At 39.7% G+C, this 18856-nt stretch carries 19 protein-coding genes; 3 read left to right on the forward strand and 16 right to left on the reverse strand.

The annotated features are described in order from the left end of the window. Position 1 precedes the first annotated feature (1 nt). The 4 genes from PHO71_RS02505 to PHO71_RS02520 form a co-directional block, all read right to left on the reverse strand. The gene (locus PHO71_RS02505) at positions 2-571 is read right to left on the reverse strand and encodes an adenylate kinase (protein ID WP_300198392.1); all 570 of its coding nucleotides are present in this window, start codon (positions 569-571) and stop codon (positions 2-4) included. 33 nt (positions 572-604) lie between these two features. Continuing rightward, positions 605-1141: a hypoxanthine phosphoribosyltransferase gene (gene hpt, locus PHO71_RS02510; RefSeq protein WP_300198394.1), complete on the reverse strand. Its 537-nt coding sequence runs from the start codon at positions 1139-1141 to the stop codon at positions 605-607. A 41-nt stretch (positions 1142-1182) separates the two neighbouring features. Next, complete coding sequence (locus PHO71_RS02515) at positions 1183-2727, reverse strand: peptide MFS transporter (protein WP_300198397.1); 1545 nt, start codon at positions 2725-2727, stop codon at positions 1183-1185. Positions 2728-2919: 192 nt separating this feature from the next. Next, positions 2920-3144, reverse strand: coding sequence for a winged helix-turn-helix domain-containing protein (locus tag PHO71_RS02520; RefSeq protein ID WP_300198661.1), 225 nt, complete (start codon positions 3142-3144; stop codon positions 2920-2922). A gap of 255 nt (positions 3145-3399) precedes the next feature. On the opposite strand from PHO71_RS02520, the gene PHO71_RS02525 reads away from it, so the two are divergent. The 3 genes from PHO71_RS02525 to PHO71_RS02535 all read left to right on the forward strand — a co-directional run bounded on the left by PHO71_RS02525 (position 3400) and on the right by PHO71_RS02535 (position 6358). Beyond that, a complete protein-coding gene (locus PHO71_RS02525; protein WP_300198399.1) occupies positions 3400-4911 on the forward strand; it encodes an NAD(P)H-hydrate dehydratase in 1512 nt (503 codons plus the stop codon). A 72-nt stretch (positions 4912-4983) separates the two neighbouring features. After that, positions 4984-6048, forward strand: coding sequence for a DUF4831 family protein (locus PHO71_RS02530; protein ID WP_300198402.1), 1065 nt, complete (start codon positions 4984-4986; stop codon positions 6046-6048). Between the two features lie 19 nt (positions 6049-6067). Continuing rightward, positions 6068-6358: a hypothetical protein gene (locus PHO71_RS02535; protein ID WP_300198405.1), complete on the forward strand. Its 291-nt coding sequence runs from the start codon at positions 6068-6070 to the stop codon at positions 6356-6358. Here PHO71_RS02535 and PHO71_RS02540 read toward each other — a convergent pair. The 12 genes from PHO71_RS02540 to lptC all read right to left on the reverse strand — a co-directional run bounded on the left by PHO71_RS02540 (position 6323) and on the right by lptC (position 18816). Then, entirely contained in the window at positions 6323-6688 is a 366-nt protein-coding gene (locus PHO71_RS02540) for a PqqD family protein (protein WP_300198408.1), read from the reverse strand. The genes PHO71_RS02535 and PHO71_RS02540 overlap by 36 nt on opposite strands. Before the next feature lie 101 nt (positions 6689-6789). Beyond that, positions 6790-8178, reverse strand: a complete 1389-nt coding sequence (locus PHO71_RS02545) for an MFS transporter (protein ID WP_300198411.1) — start codon at positions 8176-8178, stop codon at positions 6790-6792. A 243-nt stretch (positions 8179-8421) separates the two neighbouring features. Further along, positions 8422-8820 carry a preprotein translocase subunit SecG gene (secG, locus tag PHO71_RS02550; protein ID WP_300198413.1) on the reverse strand — a complete coding sequence of 133 codons (399 nt, stop codon included), beginning with the start codon at positions 8818-8820 and terminating at the stop codon, positions 8422-8424. A gap of 7 nt (positions 8821-8827) precedes the next feature. Then, the gene (locus PHO71_RS02555; protein WP_300198416.1) at positions 8828-9589 is read right to left on the reverse strand and encodes a tetratricopeptide repeat protein; all 762 of its coding nucleotides are present in this window, start codon (positions 9587-9589) and stop codon (positions 8828-8830) included. A 5-nt stretch (positions 9590-9594) separates the two neighbouring features. After that, positions 9595-10122 (reverse strand): LptE family protein, encoded by a 528-nt coding sequence (gene lptE, locus PHO71_RS02560; RefSeq protein ID WP_300198418.1) that lies wholly within the window; start codon positions 10120-10122, stop codon positions 9595-9597. Further along, positions 10109-11341, reverse strand: coding sequence for a sigma-54-dependent Fis family transcriptional regulator (locus PHO71_RS02565; RefSeq protein WP_300198421.1), 1233 nt, complete (start codon positions 11339-11341; stop codon positions 10109-10111). The genes lptE and PHO71_RS02565 overlap by 14 nt, the downstream gene beginning before the upstream one ends. A 7-nt stretch (positions 11342-11348) precedes the next feature. After that, positions 11349-12443, reverse strand: a complete 1095-nt coding sequence (gene pdxA, locus PHO71_RS02570) for a 4-hydroxythreonine-4-phosphate dehydrogenase PdxA (protein ID WP_300198424.1) — start codon at positions 12441-12443, stop codon at positions 11349-11351. Positions 12444-12447: 4 nt separating this feature from the next. After that, positions 12448-13485, reverse strand: coding sequence for a DUF4837 family protein (locus PHO71_RS02575; protein ID WP_300198426.1), 1038 nt, complete (start codon positions 13483-13485; stop codon positions 12448-12450). Positions 13486-13504: 19 nt separating this feature from the next. Beyond that, a complete protein-coding gene (gene rlmN / locus PHO71_RS02580) occupies positions 13505-14539 on the reverse strand; it encodes a 23S rRNA (adenine(2503)-C(2))-methyltransferase RlmN (protein WP_300198429.1) in 1035 nt (344 codons plus the stop codon). A gap of 140 nt (positions 14540-14679) precedes the next feature. Then, complete coding sequence (locus PHO71_RS02585; protein ID WP_300198432.1) at positions 14680-16818, reverse strand: SurA N-terminal domain-containing protein; 2139 nt, start codon at positions 16816-16818, stop codon at positions 14680-14682. 120 nt (positions 16819-16938) lie between these two features. Further along, entirely contained in the window at positions 16939-18195 is a 1257-nt protein-coding gene (locus PHO71_RS02590; protein WP_300198436.1) for a hemolysin family protein, read from the reverse strand. A gap of 3 nt (positions 18196-18198) precedes the next feature. Next, positions 18199-18816, reverse strand: coding sequence for an LPS export ABC transporter periplasmic protein LptC (gene lptC, locus PHO71_RS02595; protein WP_300198439.1), 618 nt, complete (start codon positions 18814-18816; stop codon positions 18199-18201). Between the last annotated feature and the right edge of the window lie 40 nt (positions 18817-18856).

The following is an 18856-nucleotide window of genomic DNA, read 5'->3' on the forward strand; positions in this document are numbered from 1 at the left end:
ATTAAATGCTATCCACTGCTTTGCAGATATCAGCAAAAATACCATCCATAGTACCCAGACCATTGATGTGCTGATATTTCTTTTCTCCTTTATACCAATCAATCAGGGGAGCTGTCTGTGAGTGATAAACAGTCAGACGTTTCTTAATTGTTTCTTCATTATCGTCAGCACGACCGGAATCTTTGCCACGTTTGATCAGACGAGTCATCAATTCATCTTCCGGAACTTCCAGATCTAACATAACAGAAACATCCTGTCCTCTTTCCACCAACATATTCTTTAATGCTTCTGCCTGTGCAATTGTTCTTGGAAAACCATCGAAAATCACACCTTTGCTATCTTTAAAACTATCAAACACACTTGCCAGAATATCAATCATCAATTCGTCAGGAATCAATTGCCCCTGATCGATATAGCCTTTAGCAGTTTTGCCCAGTTCCGTGCCATTCTTAATTTCTGCACGCAATACATCTCCTGTTGAGATGTGGTTAATTTTATACTTCTCTACAATACGTTCACTCTGTGTCCCTTTTCCAGAACCCGGAGCACCGAAAATTACAATGTTCAACATCTTTTCTACCTAAAATTTAATTTGTATTTGATTTTAATCTATCACAGTATAAATGTCGGGATAGTTACGCCCGAATCCGTCATAATCCAATCCATAGCCCACAATAAAGTCATTAGGTATTTCCATCGCTACATATTCAATATTCAGGTCTACTTTCAGTTTGTCCGGCTTTACTAGCAAAGAAGCGATATGAATAGCTTCGGGATTACGTGTCCCCAATGTTTCCAGCAACCGTAGCATAGTCAATCCGGTATCTACAATATCTTCCACGATAACGACTGTGCGTCCGGCGATGTCCTCATTCAGCCCTATCACCTCTTTTATCGTTCCGGTAGAGGTTACTCCCTGATAAGAAGCCAGCTTGACAAACGAAATTTCACAAGGGATCGTAATATGTTTCAGCAAGTCGGCAGTAAACATAAACGAACCGTTCAACACACTAAGGAAAAGCGGATTCTTACCAGCCAAATCACGATTGATTTCGTTCGCTACCCGAATCACTTCTTTCTGAATATCCTGTTCTTTAATAGAAACAGTGAATTGTTTATCTTTTATCTGAATGGTATTCATAACCAGTTGTTTTAAAAAAGTTGTCGCAAAAATACGATTTTTTATTCTACCCCGTGCATCATCTTCTGTAATTTCTTAGAAAGAAGGAACAGAATCAGGGAAGCAACACCCGACATTACGACGAATACCATAAAGAAATCGTACATGGTAACAATCTGAAAGCCAAGGATTGACTTTACTTTTCCAGGTTCCGGATAAAGTCCGCTCAGCATACCTGCAAACTTATTGGCAGTAGCCATAGAAAGATACCAGATGCCCATCATCAAGGAAGCAAAACGCAATGGACTTAGCTTATTGACCATAGAAAGTCCAATAGGAGATAAAGCAATTTCTCCCATTGTATGAATAAAGTAAAGACCTGTCAGCCAAATCATACTCACTCTTACTCCGGGTACGACATCTTTCATACCGAAGCAAATAAAAAGATACCCCAATGAAAGAAGCAATAAACCGATAGCTTGTTTAGCAGGAGAAGACGGTTCCATTTTATGTTTATTCAGGAAACTCCATACACCCGGCATAATATAGGCGAGAACTACAACAAACAAAGGGTTAAAAGACTGAAACCAGGAAGCAGGCATTTCCCATCCCAAAATATCACGATTGGTTTGTTCGGCTGCAAAAAGCGTCAGAGAAGCACCGGCCTGTTCATAAGCCGCCCAAAAGAAAATAACAAAGAAAGCTACAATATAGATAACAAAAATACGACTGCGCTCTATCTTAGTGAGCGATCCATCCAAAAGAATAAGGACCGGGAACACAATGCAAGCCGTAAAAATGCCGACACTTACCCAATCTCCACTAAAAACATAACTGAAAAAGAGTAATAAAGTTATGGTAAGCAGAGTAATAATTATACCATTACGCCACTTAGTCTTCGAATCCATTTTTGGATATGAGATATGGTCGGCTTTATCTTCTTTCTTTTCACGTTTCGCATCAGGGATGATACCGATAGGTTCACCGGAAGAATTGAATAGGTATTTATTCTTTTGAGTTTCAAAAAGAACTACAGTAAATAGAGTCATAATACCGGATGCCAGAAACCCCCATTTGAAGTCCTGCGGATTTCCGGTATCCCCCAAATAACCACAAATCAGTGGAGCAGCAAAGGAACCGACATTCACTCCCATATAAAAAATAGTATAAGCAGTATCGAGACGTTTGTCACCCGGCTCATAAAGTTGTCCGACCAAAGAAGTAACAGTAGGCTTAAAACAACCATTTCCCAGAATAAGGAAACCGAGTCCGCCATACATTAACCAGTGTGCCAGTTCTGTGTTATCTAATGAGGAAGCACTCATAAACATCAGGAACTGTCCGACTGCCATCATTATCGCTCCCCAGAATACCGAACGGCGGATACCCCAGTATTTATCTGCAATATAACCACCTATCAGAGGAGTCAGATAAACTAACCCGGTATAGCTGCCATAAATAGATGCAGCAGCTTCTTTATCGAACATTAAAGCTTGCGTCAGGAAAAGAATAAAGATAGCACGCATACCATAATAACTGAAACGTTCTGCCGTGCTCGTTGCAAAAATCAGATAAAGACCTTTCGGATGCCCTTTCAATGCACTCATGAAATTATATATTTAGTAGTTTACGGGGTGCAAAGGTACAAAAAAAGATTAAAAGCCTTGAAGAAAGAAAATTCTTATGAAATAGAAAAATACAAAATAGAATGCAATAAATCTCATTTATCCACCCTATTCAGCTTTCAACAAAGTAAATAAATGAGTGGATATTCTCCTTAAATACAGGTTAGCCGTCATTTAACCAAAAGAAAATTCAACATTCTCGATACTGGCAAAAAGCATTCCTTCTTTTTTTCTAAGAAAGATTTTGTTTTCTCTAGCCAACCAACCGATAGCAATAGCTACATCTTCGAACGTCAAACCCAATTCATGACACAAATTAAACATAGATAGTTCACCCTTTTCATTTAAAATACGCCATACTTTCCCGGCATTAAAGCCAATTTTAGTTTTTTCCATAATGCAAGCTTTTAGAAGATTAAACAATTTATATTTATAACCTTATCGTTGTGAGCAAAAGAAATAATGTGATGTACATTATGGTATCACAAAGATAACATTTTCTATAAAATAAGCAAATAATCAGCACACTAACTTTCTATACCGCACCTCTTTTCTTACAAGTTGCCTTCTCCGATACTAAAAACAAACCAAAAGAATAAAATGATTCAATTCTTTTTTATAAGTTTGTACGTCGAAAACTAAAAGAACATAAGAATGAAAATATTTCCAAGTAGCAGTATTAAAAAATTGGATGCTTATACCATTGAGAACGAACCGATTGCTTCAATAGATTTAATGGAACGCGCTGCAAATGCACTTACCAAAGCCATTACGAAAAGATGGGATTCAGAGACTCCTGTTACAGTTTTTGCAGGTCCGGGAAACAATGGTGGCGACGCACTTGCCGTAGCCCGTATGATGGCTGAAAAAGGATATGAAGTAGAAATATTTCTGTTTAATACCAAAGGAGAACTTTCTGCCGACTGCCAGACGAACAAAGAACTGGTGGAAATGATGGAAGAAGTGAAGTTTCATGAAATCAGTACGCAATTTGTACCTCCGACTTTGACTCCACAACATCTGGTAATCGACGGTTTGTTCGGTTCCGGACTTAACAAGCCTCTCAGTGGAGGATTTGCCGCTGTCGTGAAATATATCAATTCTTCACCTGCAATTATTGTATCTATCGACATTCCTTCGGGACTAATGTGCGAAGAAAATACATTCAATGTCACAGCACACATTATCCGCGCTGACGTTACTTTGAGTCTGCAACTCCCGAAACTGGCTTTTCTCTTTGCCGAAAATGCCGAGTTTGTGGGCGAATGGGACATTCTGAATATTCAATTAAGCCAGGAAGGTATCGAAGAAACAGAAACAAACTATGAGATGTTGGAAGCGGAAGAAATTCGTTCTCTCATCAAACCACGGCAACAATATGCTCACAAAGGGAATTTCGGACATGCTCTCCTGATAGCAGGTTCCAAAGGAATGGCAGGAGCATCTGTACTGGCAGCTCGTGCCTGCCTCCGCTCAGGAGTGGGATTGCTGACTTTGCACGTACCATTCTGCAATAATAATATCCTGCAAACATCCATCCCTGAAGCAATTGTAGAGACCGACGCTAATGAAACTTGTTTTACCGTGCCAACCGATACGGATGATTACCAGGCTGTAGGTATAGGTCCGGGAATTGGAAAAAGTGACGAAACGGAAGCCGCTTTACTGGCACAATTGGAACATTGCCAAACACCAGTAGTGCTGGATGCAGACGCACTTAATATTTTAGCTAATCACCGTCACACACTCACGCATCTCCCTAAAGGTTCTATCCTGACTCCACATCCCAAGGAATTAGAACGTCTGGTAGGCAAATGTCAGGATTCCTATGAACGGCTCATGAAAGCCTGTGAACTAGCACACACCGCCAAAGTACATATTATATTAAAAGGAGCTTACTCTGCCATCATTACCCCCGATGGTAAATGCTACTTTAACCCGACCGGGAATCCGGGTATGGCAACCGGAGGTAGTGGTGATGTGCTCACTGGTGTAGTTTTAGCATTACTTGCCCAAGGCTATACAGCAGAAGAAGCGGCAAAAATTGGTACTTATATACACGGTCTGGCAGGAGATTTCGCACAAAAGAAACAAGGAATGATTGGACTTATAGCAAGTGATATCGTATCTTGTCTTACCACCGCTTGGCGATTGGTAAGCGAATAAAAGTTAAGAACTTACAGATTTATAAATAACTTCATTAACTTTGTTTTCAGAATCAGTTAAAAAGAACCGAATATGAAAAAATTAATAATAGCAACCGGGCTATTGATGGCAACTACCGCTTACGCACAGACTGAAGTACTGACAGGCGTTACACGGGGGAAAGACTATGGAGTAGTGTATACTCTCCCCAAAACACAGATTGAACTTGAAATAAAAGCAAATAAAGTAAAATATACTCCGGGCGAATTCAGTAAATATGCCAACCGCTATTTACAATTGAATAATGTTTCTACAGAACCTGAAGAATATTGGGAACTATCGAGTGTGAAAGTTACTCCGGTAGGCATACCCAACGGTGATGCCACTTATTTTGTCAAACTGAAGGACAAAACTGTAGCTCCCCTGATGGAATTGACGGAAAATGGAATTGTGAAATCAATCAACGTCCCTTACACTAAAAGTAATACTCCTAAGACGCCGGTCACAGTTCCTACTATACCTAATAAAGCTAATCCTCGTGATTTTCTCACGGAAGAGATCCTGATTGCCAGCTCCACCGCTAAAATGGCGGAATTGGTAGCCAAAGAAATTTATAATATCCGTGAAAGCAAAAATGCTTTATTGAGAGGACAAGCTGATAATATGCCCTCGGATGGTGCCCAACTAAAAATCATGCTCGACAACCTAAATGCACAGGAGGAGGCAATGGCTGAGATGTTTTCGGGTACTCGTAACAAGGAAGAAAAGACATTCACTATCCGCCTGACACCAGATAAAGAATTAGCAAATGAAGTAGCTTTCCGTTTCTCTAAGAAACTCGGCGTAGTAGGCAATAACGACCTAGCGGGAATTCCTTACTATATTAATCTGAAGGATCTCAAAACGGTTAAGATGCCTCAAGATGACGGAAAGAAGAAAAAGGAATTGGATGGAATCGCATACAATGTGCCGGGACAAGCATTGGTAACCTTGACTGATGGAAAAAAGAAACTTTACGAAGGGGAAATTCCCATTACCCAGTTTGGTATTATTGAGTATCTAGCTCCGGTTCTTTTCAATAAGAACTCAACAATCAAAGTGTATTTCGATCCAAATACCGGTGGCCTGCTCAAAGTAGAAAGAGAAGAAAACAAATAACCCTTTAAATAATCAAACTATGGTTGGAGAAGGATTTGCATTTGATATGATACGTCGAATGAAGCTAAACAGAGAAACGTCTCGTATAAGGCGAGAGCGTGCCAGTGAAAGAACCCAGCGTATGCTATCTGCTGAAAACCATTATCATCTGCCGGATACTACTCCGGAAGAAATGGAAAAGATTATCTGCCAATCAAAAGAAAAAAAAGAGAAAGATGAAAGTTACTTTAAATGGGGAAGTTTCATCATTTTTGGAGTGTTGATTATGCTCGCCCTAATTGCTTGGGGTATCTTTCTTATTTATAATTAATTTGATAAATCCGTCTTTCTGTAGCTGAGAAAGATAAATAGATACACGTGACTCGTAGCCCGCTTCGTGACGAAAGTGGTCTGCGAGTTTTTCTATAATCTCCTGAACCGTTCGCTTATTATCTATTAACTCCCAAACGGCTGTACCGTGTTCTTCCAGACGTACATGAATCTTCTTTGTCATTCCTTTAGGAACCAGATAGCGGTTCACCCACGAACGTTTAAAACGGGGGAAGGAGAGAATAATTTCCTCTCCTTCCCTCACCGCTAAAATATGTTCACTACGACAGGGAATAACCTCCAACAGGTTTATTTTCTTTTTCTCCGCCATTACTTTATCTTTTTATTGTCTGTATCTTTATCTAATGTGATTTCGAATTAATGTCATCAGACAACTGATATCAGAATCTTTTAATACCGAATATATATAGCTTACTTCTTAATATTAGCTTCTTCCAAGCCGTAACCCTTCTTTCTGTTCTCTGCTTTCAACATCAAAGCAACAATTAAGGCCAGAACACCAAAGAGTGCAAAAATAGTCATTGGCAACGTATAATCATAAGTCTGCGCACCATCTACTATCGGACCTTTACAATAGGAGTTCAGTACCCATCCGATCAACAAAGGTACACCCATCAATCCCCAATTCTGTACCCAGAAAATCAAAGCATAAGCTGTACCCAACTGCTTCTCCGGAATAATCTTTGGAACGGATGGCCACATAGCTGAAGGGACCAAAGAGAATGCAAATCCTAATACAATCATAATCACAGTAGCAAACCACCATACATTCAGTATAGGAAGAGCAAACATTGTATGCACAAAAATCAACATAATAGAACCAATTATCATCAATGTAGCTCCCTTACCGATACGGTCGTATAAAGAACCGAATAAAGGAGTAAGTATAATTGCTCCGATCGGCAACAATCCGGGAATGGTTCCTGCGAGTTTCGGATCTACATGGTATTTCTGTACCATCAAATCAGCAGCATACTTGATAAACGGGAATACTGCCGAATAAAATAATACACACAATAAAGCAATCAACCAGAAACCTTTGTTGGTTATGATATATACAATATCTTTTATACGGAACGGTTCTTCCGGTTCCAAACCTTCTGCATCCAGAGAGGTATCCAGCTTCCGATCATAGAACGTATATATAAAAAAAGCAATAGTACCTACACAAAGCATAACCAAACAAAACAAAACAGGAGCAGGAATATTAGTATGGAAGGTTCCACTCTCATCGGTTGTACCAAAATAATCAGCTAAAGGGACAGTAAGTACCATTGCTAAAGTCGTACCAATACGTGCCGTAGCCATTTCAAGTCCCATGGCAAGAGCCATTTCTTTACCTTTAAACCATTTTACTATAATCTTGGAAACCGTAATACCTGCAATCTCTACTCCTACACCAAAGACAGCATAACCGATTGCAGCAAGAGTCACCTGTGTCTTGAATCCGAAAAGCACTGATCCTTCAGGAAAGGTAGTCGAAATAGCGTAATATTTCAATCCGCAACCCAAAACCATCAACAGACATGCTCCCATTCCCGTGAAACGGACACCCATCTTATCAAGAATGATACCACCAAAAATCAGCATCAATAAAAATACGTTGAACCAGCCATAGGCACTCGTAAAGAAACCGTAATCTAAACTATCCCATAACAGCTCTTTTTCCAACATAGGTTTCAATGGTGACATGACGTCAGTTAAGAAGTAGCCGCACAACATAGTAAAAGCGACTAAAGCAAGAACACTCCAGCGCAAGGTTGCGGAGTCATTCAATTTTCGTTTCAATTGTTCTGTCATTGTTATATTTCAAAAAGTATTAATAATCAGATTACGGGGAACAAAGGTAGTTAAATATCGTTAGCATTCCTCACAAAAAGATTGTTTTTACTGGAAAAAGTTAAGCGCAAAATCCATGAATTACCCGGATATCTATTCAATCCGTGCACTTCACGCATTCTGCGCTTAAAGATAGAAAATGCAGCATCATTCTGCTGTATCCTCAAAATAGGTTTAACCGAATATCACAGAACCCGCCGAATATTATTCTGCTGCCGGAGCAGGAGTTTCAGGAGTTGCCGGTGTTTCTGTTGCAGGTGCAGATTCTGAAGGAACAGCATCTGTTTTAGGAGCAGCAGTACCGGTAGGCATATTATACGGGTTAGTTTGTTGTTCTTTCTGCGCTTGTTCCATTACTGCATCTTGCGCTTTAGATTTATCAGAAGGAACGACATAAGCAGTCGCAATGCTCATTACAACCATAAAAGCAGCTAAACCCCAAGTTGCCTTTTCCAGAAAGTCAGTAGTCTTGCGCACGCCCATAATAGCGTTTGATGAAGAAAATCCGGAAGCAAGTCCGCCTCCTTTTGAGTTCTGAATCAGCACAATGAAGCACATCAACACGGCTGCAATAACCATTAAGATAATGAATAATAAGTACATTTTTGAGTTATTTTGAATTAGCGTTAATAATCAATTTCTCCAAAAATCTGATTTGGTCTGCAAAGTAAGCATTTTTTTTTGGATATTTCAAACTTAATTTTTTAATTATTTCGAGTGCTTTTGAATATCGCTGCTGTTTAACATAGATTTTCGCCAATGTCTCCGTAAAACAGCTATCATCCTCTTCTTCACTGTCAAGAGTCTCTTCGGAAAGGATAACAGATACTACACCTTCTTCCTTCAAAGGATTCTTCACGCACATTACGGGTTCATTTTCACTCTTCTCAATAAAGTTGTCAATAAGTTCATATCCTTTTAGTTTGGGAGTTTCTTCGGCCGATTTATCTGTGACGGCTGTATCATCCAAGAGGTACGACGTATAATCCACTGAATAATCAAAGCTTGTCTGGTTGGTAACTTCCTCCGGAGCTGTTGCAAGGAAGGCATCGATCAAACTCAAAGTTCGATCTACAGAAGGTTCTTCCTTCAACATCTCGGTCAAAGCTGTACTTTTATCCTTGAATTGAATTGTGAACCGTTCGCCTTCAATCAGATGAAACAGTTTACGACGGTCGGCAATATAAAGAACTGCCTTTCGCAGTTCTGCGCCGAAATTGATATCATGGAGAATATATAAATTCTTTAGATATAACAAACGGAGTGACTGAAAATATGGATAGCGTGCAAGCATATTGCGTAGTTCGTACAACGTATCCCTATTCAGCGTCTCAGGATGCTGAATCCATTGTTCAAGATTACCAGAAGTCATTAAAATTACCAGTTTGCTACAGTTGCATTAAATATTTGGTCAGTTATCTCTTTCGTCATTTCAGCAATCAAACCATCCTGTACTGCTGTCAGCAATTGAGTGGAATCATAAGTACGGAAAGCCGAGAATTGTTGTTCGAAGTCCTCAGCGTGATTGGTGTTATTGACAAAACGAACATTCACTGTAATGGTCAGTTTCGTTTCCGAAGAATAACCATCGGCAGATACTGCCTGATTATACTGATTATAGCCTATGATTTCTCCGTCGATCTGCAAGTCTGCATTCTGATTCGGTTTCACCAACTGCAAACGCGTCTGACGTATAAATATATCTTTCAAGTCCTCATTGAATCTGGTAGCCAAAGGGGCATATACATATTCTGACTTAATCGGAAAATCAGCAATCGAAATGGTTTTCACCTTATCGTAATTGATTGAGGAACCATTAAACTTATAGGAAACTGAACACGCGATGACTACTATCGGCAAAACGAATAGTACCGCAACACGTGGTATTCTCTTAATCCAATTCATATTCTTTTATTTTTCTATAAAGGGTACGCTCAGATATATTCAAATCCTTTGCAGCGCTCTTCCGCTTTCCATGATGCTTCTCGAGAGCTTTGCGTATCATTTCTTTTTCCACTTCATCCAATGACAGCGTTTCTTCAACATACTCTTCCGTGTCCTGAATATCATCATCTTCATCTTTACAAACAGAGGTCTGCATCGGATGAATGATTGCAGGAACAGAAGGCTGATGTGCTGTCACTACAGGAGTAGAAACAACCTGACCTACTTGTCCTACCTGTCCTGCCCGTTCCGCCATCATATTATGTACCATCTTCTTCAGTTCTGCTACCTCCTGACGCATATCAAAGAGAACAGAGTAAAGTATCTCCCGCTCACTTTCAAAGCTTTTACTCTCGCGTGTACCCAATAATGCCGGAAGGCGTTGTATATTTTGCTGGGGAAGATACGTGTGTAAGATGGTTGCTGTAATTTCTCGGTTAGTTTCAATAATCGAAATCTGCTCAGTGATATTCTTCAACTGGCGTACATTTCCCGGCCAGGGATATGCAAGCAATACCTGTTTGGCATCTTCCATCAGTTGAATAGCGGGCATACGGTATTTTTCAGCAAAATCGGCTGCAAACTTACGAAACAGTAACAGTACATCATCACCTCGTTCACGCAAAGGAGGTACCTGAATAGGTACTGTATTCAACCGATAATACAAATCTTCCCGGAAACGGCCTTCAGCAATTGCCTGCGTCAGGTTTACATTAGTAGCTGCCACAATACGTACATCTGTTTTCTGTACTTTCGATGAACCTACCTTGATAAACTCTCCACTCTCTAGAACACGAAGCAAACGAGCTTGTGTAGGCAACGGCAACTCTCCTACTTCATCCAAAAAGATTGTTCCACCGTCAGCTTCGCCAAAATATCCTTTCCGCTCACCAATCGCTCCTGTAAAAGCTCCCTTCTCGTGTCCAAACAACTCAGAATCAATAGTCCCCTCTGGTATAGCCCCACAATTGACAGCAATATACTGACCATGCTTCCGACGGCTATACTGATGAATAATTTGTGGAAAGCTTTCTTTTCCCACACCACTTTCTCCGGTAATCAGTACAGACAAATCGGTAGGTGCTACCTGTATGGCAATATCAATGGCGCGTGACAACGTTTCGGTATTACCAATAATACCGAAACGTTGTTTCACTTGTTGTATCTCCGCTTTTGTCATTAATTCCTTAATCTTCGTCTACTGTATCCAGTTTTAGTTTATCACTATCATCCCGTTTCTCATAATACTGCTTCCGCAACGGATTTACACGCGCTGCTTTTTCACGTTGGCGATTCCGGAATACATCAATTGCTACATAGATAGCCTGGCGGAAAGAATCTTCACTTGCCAAGCCTTTACCTGCAATATCATAAGCTGTTCCATGGGCCGGAGAAGTACGTACTATCGGCAGACCTGCCGTATAGTTCACACCATCTTCCATTGCCAAAGCCTTGAATGGAGCTAATCCCTGATCGTGATACATCGCCAGAATTCCGTCAAAGTGACTATAATTGCCAGATCCCATAAAGCCATCTGCTGCATATGGACCATAACATAAGATTCCTTTTTCTTCCATTTCTTTCAAGGCAGGAATAATCACTTCCTGTTCTTCCATACCCAATAGACCATCGTCTCCTGCGTGTGGGTTCAGTGCCAGTACAGCAATACGTGGAGCACCGATACCGAAATCCTGTTTCAGACAATGATGAAAAATCATTAACTTTTCCTTAATCAGTTCCTTTGTGATGGTAGTAGCAATCTCCCTGACCGGAATATGAGTTGTCACTAACGCCATCCGGAAATCTCCCTTCATCAAGATCATCAAAGATTTACTGCCTGCACCCAGACGTTCTTCGATATACTCCGTATGACCAGGGAAAGAAAACTCTTCAGATTGAATGGTATGCTTATTGATCGGAGCAGTAACAATCACGTCGATCAGCCCTTCCCGATAATCTTCAATAGCCCGCTCCAATGCTCCCAATGCAGCTTTTCCCGCTTCAGGATCAGCCTTGGAAAACTCAACCTTCACCTCATCATCGGTGCAGTTCACTACACTCAACCGGTTATAGGAAGCATCGGAAGCTGAGTTTATAATACTAAAATTAGTAGGCAAATCCAAAGACTTGCGATGATAGGCAGCCACTTTAGGTGAGCCATAGATAATCGGAGTACACAACTCCAACATGGTAGGATCAGAGAAAGTTTTCAAGATGACCTCATAACCTACCCCATTAATATCTCCTTGGGTAATGCCGATTCTTATTTTGTTATCTTCCATGTTTTTATTTTTTAGTTTTTTCCGCTTCTTTAGTCACTCCTAATGGAATCTGTGTTTCCTGTGTTTCTCCCGGAAGTCTCAGTGTATACAAAGAAGCTTCTATCTGGCGGAGTAAGTTACGTTTCATTTTTTCCGGTGAATATACAAATACTTCTGCTACAACTACTCGATGATTCTTTTCATCGACACGTGAATGAGATACAAACGGACCACCCATAAAGTCGCCTTCCATACGCCACAATCCACGTGCTTCCAACGCATATTTATCATGCACCTTGATCGGACGAACATCTGTCCGCAACGAATCGGTGGACATATAAACACCTTCTTTGAATCCCGGGATATTAGCTTTCATGAAAGAGTCGCGTTTGTGTACGAAATATTCCTTTGTAAAGGTATCATTATCTGTATACGGATAGGAGTAAATTACAAAATTCTGATCAGCTGCACCTTTGTTGGTAGAAGCCCAGAAGAAATCCTTGCCTGTCTTATAGTTAGCCAATTCCGAAGGAATCCATATCTCCGCACCAAACAAGCTATCCACTCTATTCGAAATATAATCGCTGTGCTTATTCTCCAATGAAGTAATCTGTCGATTCATTTCAGCACGTGTAAAGAAGTCGATAATAACTTGTTTGTTTTCAGTCACAAATTTCTCGAACTCCTCTTCGTTTGGAGCCTGAATAGTCAGTATTAACTGAGGTGAAGCATATACGTCTTTAGCAAATTTGAAAGAGCCTTTTGTAAAAGTATCTTTGATATCTACAATAATAATATTACGAATCAACTTCAACGTAGAATCATAATCTCTCGTTGAAGTATACATAATCCGGAAAGAAGGTTCCGACTGGGGCAAACCAGGCATATCGGAATCGAGAACATCATGCAAGGCTCTTCCTGCAGCACGATCCCATACTCCGGGATCTACAACAACCAGAAGTTCATACGGACGACCACTGGAAGTATGATTCCCTCTCACGCCACATGAGGCAAAAACAAAGACCACTAAGGCCATGCTCAAATAAAAAAAGTACTTTTTCATGATGATCGATTTTTATAAATTAATTTTTATTGAGTTCCTCCTGTTTCGCTGTAGATAACATACCACATGCAGCAAAGATATCCTCTCCCCTCGAAGCGCGAATTGTAGTAAACAATCCATGTGAAGTAAGATAATCACGGAAACGATTCATTGTTTCCATATCAGCTCCTTCAAGGTTTACTCCCGGAATAGCATGAAAACGAATCAGGTTAATCCGGCAATCCAATCCCCGAAGTAATTTCAATAGCTCCTTAGCATATACTTGCGAATCATTGAGTCCTTTGAAAACAATATATTCAAACGAAAGTCTACGTTGTTTACTAAAATCATAGTTTTTTAACAGTTCTACCATTTCGGTAATAGAAAAGGCTCTTTCTGCCGGCATCAAATCAGAACGCTGTGAAGGTAACGGAGAATGTAAGCTGATAGCAAGATGGCAATCACTCTCCTCGATAAAACGCTGCAATCCTTTTCTTAAGCCAATGGTAGAAAGTGTGATACGCTTTGGACTCCATCCATATCCGTAGGAACCCGTCATGATATCCAGTGCTTTTAATACCTCATCCAGATTGTCAAGCGGTTCGCCCATCCCCATCATTACAACATTCGTCAGCTGATCTCTTTCGGGCAATGAATGAATCTGATTGATAATCTGATTGGCAGTCAGATTAGCTGTGTACCCCTGTTTTCCAGTCATACAAAACTTACAATTCATTTTGCAACCGACCTGAGAAGAGACACAAAGCGTCGCCCGGTCATCATCCGGAATATAAACCGCCTCTACAAAATGATTCTCTCCTACACGATAGAGATATTTCACCGTACCGTCCACAGAACGTATCTCGTCTACCGGAGTAGCCGACCCTACCTCATAGCCTTCTTTCAGCAACTCACGGTACTTTAATGACAAGTTCGTCATTTCATCGATTGTAGTCACTTTCTTATCATAAAGCCACGATGCAATCTGCTTGGCAGCAAAACCCGGCATACCCAGCTTCTTTACCACCGATTGTAGCTCTAAGAGGGTCATTCCTAAAAGAGAATATTTAGACATTATTCTTTCTGTTCATGGTTTATATTTGCAAATGTAAGTAAATAAAGTCGATTTACGTATAGCGAGGATGTAAAAGTTAGCAAAAAAGGTCGTTCCCCGAAGAGGAACGACCTTTTGAAGTTATCGTTTTACGATTAATATTAGAAGAACAAATAACGAGTATCTTTTACATTTGCTTTCAGATACAAGTCGTTCATCAAGCGGCCTGCAAGGCGCTCGTGCATAGAAGTTAGTTTAGCTTCTTCTTCTTTTGCATCGAAAGTTTCGTTCAGTTTGTCCTTAGCATACATTTGCAATACATATACTCCAGCATTACCCTTAATAGGAGCACTCAACTTATTCATCTCAGCAACAGAAGCATAAGCACCTACCAACGGCTCATTGCTACGCAAAGCTGTTACATAAGCAGGAGCGGCAAACGTAACCATTTTCAAAGAATCGCCAACTGCACCATTCATTGCCTTATACTGATCCAATGAAACTGCATTGGCAGCTTTCATATCAGCCATAATCTTTTCAGCTTTCTTATCTTTTATAATCTCAGCTCTCAACTGATCCTGTACTTGTTTCAAAGAACGATATCCTTCCGGAGTAATGCCTGTCAGACCTACTACTAGCATATGATCACTATCACCACATTCATACAATCCTGAAACTTCACCAGGTTTTGCTTTATCAAATACCCATCTCAAAGCCTCTTTAGTACCTCTTACACCTCCGATAGCATGTTCGTAGCTATACATGTCATGTCTGTCGAGTAATTTATATCCGGCTTCTTCTGCATTAGCTACCATCTTCTCTACTGTAGGATTAGCAGCGATAAACTGGCTGAAATCATTATAAGCGCGACTGTATGTATCCTTACTGAATTCTACTTCACGTTTGATAACAGCAACTTTATATTTGTCTTTTACAGCTTTCTTGTTAGTTACCTGAAAAATAACATTTGCCTGACCCATAGGCACGTTAGTCAATTCATTTACATTTGCATTGGTAATAGTCGTGATGAGCTTCAAATTATCACCATCAAGCGGTGCACCTTCGTACTGTGAAGAAGTCAGCCAGCTAGTATCACCATTCTGACCATACTTTTTAGCCAACTCTACAAAATCAGCACCACCTTTAATTGCATTGTAGATACTGTCAGCTAATGTTTTTGTTTTATTAGCATCTTCAGCAAATACTTGAATCTGACGGAACTCGATAGAGTCGGGAGCAGCAGTTTTAGCAACTAATTTAAAAGAATTGATTGTATTATCAGTTCCATTATAATAAGGTCCGTAAATAGAACCTACAGAAACAGAGTCCAAACGAGCAACAACATCTGCCGGGAAAGCAGTCTTGTTATAGAACAAGTCTACATAAGGAGCTTCAGAACCAACCGAACGAATGAGAGAAGTATAGTCTTCTGCCGTAGCCAGTTGCGTTGTAGCTTCATCTACTTCTTTCTGAATAACAGCTCTATCTTCTGCACTTGGAGTTACCTGTACGTCGATATATTTAATATCGCGAGCTTCCTGATATTGTTTGAATTGCTCTTTCTTCTTATTATAAAGGTCTTTCAATTCAGACTCAGATACAGTCAATGTAGAATCTACTACTGTAGAATAAGGAACAACAGCCATCAACAAATCATACTGATTTACTCTTGCATCGAAAGCATCCTGAGCTTCTATCGGGTTAGAAATAAGAGACTTCGTAATTAATGCCTGATATTTCTGTGCCAGACGGCTTTGAATCAATGTCTTTTCAATGAAGCTCCAATATTTATACATATTGTTATATTGTTCAACATATTGAGCGGGCATTTGACTTTCATTCATCTTAGAGTATTCTACTAAGAATTTATTCAGCATATCCTTGTCAAATCGACCCGTCTGTGGATTGCGGAAAGGAGTCTGTTGCAACAAAGGATTAGCACCAGTGTTCAGAATGTCTTGAATTTCAGTAGCAGAAACAGTCAATCCCAGTTTTTTTGCTTCTTTCTCAACCAATTTATTGTTTACATAGGTGTTCCAGACTTCGTCACGGACCTGATTGGCTTGTTCATCATTTAAAGAGCTCAACCCACGTGAAAGTTTTAACACTTCGGTATATTCTTCTACCAAACCCTGAAACTCCTGAGCGGTAAGAGCATCTCCGTTCACCTCACCTACGTCATTCGTCTGATGCGGCTGTAGCACCTTCCATGCGTCACCCGCAATGAAGGCAAACAGCGCCAAGCCGATAACAATCACCAATAGAGGTCCTTTCGACCTGATGTTTTGTAATGTTGCCATTTTGATTAATACAATTTATGTTTATTATTTATTTCTTCCTAATGTCATTTTAGCGCACGAAGATACAAAAAATGCTAATATGCTTCTATTTATTAGCCAAAAATTTCATGTCTATCGTCATTATTCCATGACTTTTAGTCGCACAAGTTCTATTTTAGTCGCCGTAACCTTGATTATCTTGAACTGATAACGTCCTATCCGAATCAATTCATGTAATTTCGGAAAACTTTGATATTGGTTAAGAATTAATCCTCCCACTGTCAGATATTCGTCCGACTCGGGCAGATCAAGTCCAAATGTTTCATTCACCTTTTCAATCTCCAAACGGGCAGACAATACATATTCATGTTCCTCAATCTGTTTGCAGATATAGGACGTATTATCATGTTCATCTTCAATGTCACCAAAAATTTCTTCTACCAAATCTTCCAGAGACACAATACCGGATGTACCTCCAAACTCATCCACTACTACAGCAATCGTCTTTTTCTGTTGCATGAAAAGTTTCATCAACTTATTGGCAGACATGGTTTCGGGCACAATCGGGACTTTCTTCACATTATTACGCCAATCATCCGGATTACGGAACATTTCTGACGAATGAATATAACCTACCACGTTATCTATATTCACATCATATACAATGATCTTTGAAATTCCTGATTCTATAAAACGACCCTTCAGTTCATCCAACGAAGTAGTCAGATCGACAGCCACTACTTCAGTACGAGGGACGATGCAATCGCGAATTTTGATATTTGAGAAATCAAGTGCATTCTGAAATATCTTCACTTCCGTATCGAGATCCTCTTCATTTTCGGCATTACTGATACTCGTTTGAACAAAATAATCCAGATCTACTTTACCAAAAGCTTTATCAGAGACATCTTTATTCACTTTCACTCCAAAAATCCGAAGGAACAAATAAGACATTCCGGAAGAAAACTTAGATATAGGATATAATACTACATAACATATAAATAGAGGTACAGCAAAAATATTTAAAACCAGATTAGGATTAATTTTGAATAATGTCTTTGGTAAAAACTCTCCAGTCACCAAGATAATCAGAGTAGAAATTACAGTTTGCGATAACACCATCAGAAAATGGTTTTCTATAAAACTGGATAACAGATTATCACCAATAATCTGCGCCATCAGAATACCATAAATAACCAAAGCAATATTATTCCCTACCAACATGGTAGAAATAAATTCATTCGGATTTTTAAAGAAAATGGAAAGAATTCGGGAAGTAATCCCCCCCTTGCGCTCCATCTCGAAACGCAATTTATCCACTGAAACAAAAGCAATCTCCATCCCCGAAAAGAAAGCGGAAAATGCCATCGTAATGATTAAAGAGAGATAGATATTCATAACTTATTTCACAGAATCTTTTTTCAATCTGACGGGTTGAGGAAGAGGTTGTGTCTCCGGCTGAGGAGAAGTAGTATCTTCATCTACATCGAAAACACCACTCACATTACGAAAAACGTACTGAGTCAATTGCTCGTTCGAATCAAGACCATACGAATAAATAATCCGGTCAGGTTGTTGAATACGAATAAACTTGTCAGTATATATTTTCTTGGTTGCTTGATTCCAATAAAGCAATTCTGTATTAAAGCGTTCTCCTTTCCGGTTCTGAATATCAACATGCCCCATCAGCTTCCACAGCTTTTCTTTGTCATAATAGTAGGCAGTATCCGCTTTAATACTGGCTTCTACATGAAAGACAGAGTCAAATTGCTCCAGATATACCCCTTTCTCAAAAGCCCAATACGAAGGTACTTTACGGTCATATACCAACCATTCTTCAGTATCCACCTTATATCGAGTCACACCTGAATCGGAAATAAAAGTCGTTACTCCTAATGTTTGCATTACTGGCAAAGAATCACGTTCGGTAATGGCATCACCCATAGCTTTCTTCTTTCCTCCACAGGAAGAAAATAAAAGAAGCATAACAATTGCCCCAAAGACAATTGTTATGCTCATGCATTTATGCAATAAACGGTTACTTCGTTTTCGCAACATA

This window comes from Bacteroides sp., from assembly GCF_028690125.1.
Lineage (GTDB): Bacteria > Bacteroidota > Bacteroidia > Bacteroidales > Bacteroidaceae > Bacteroides.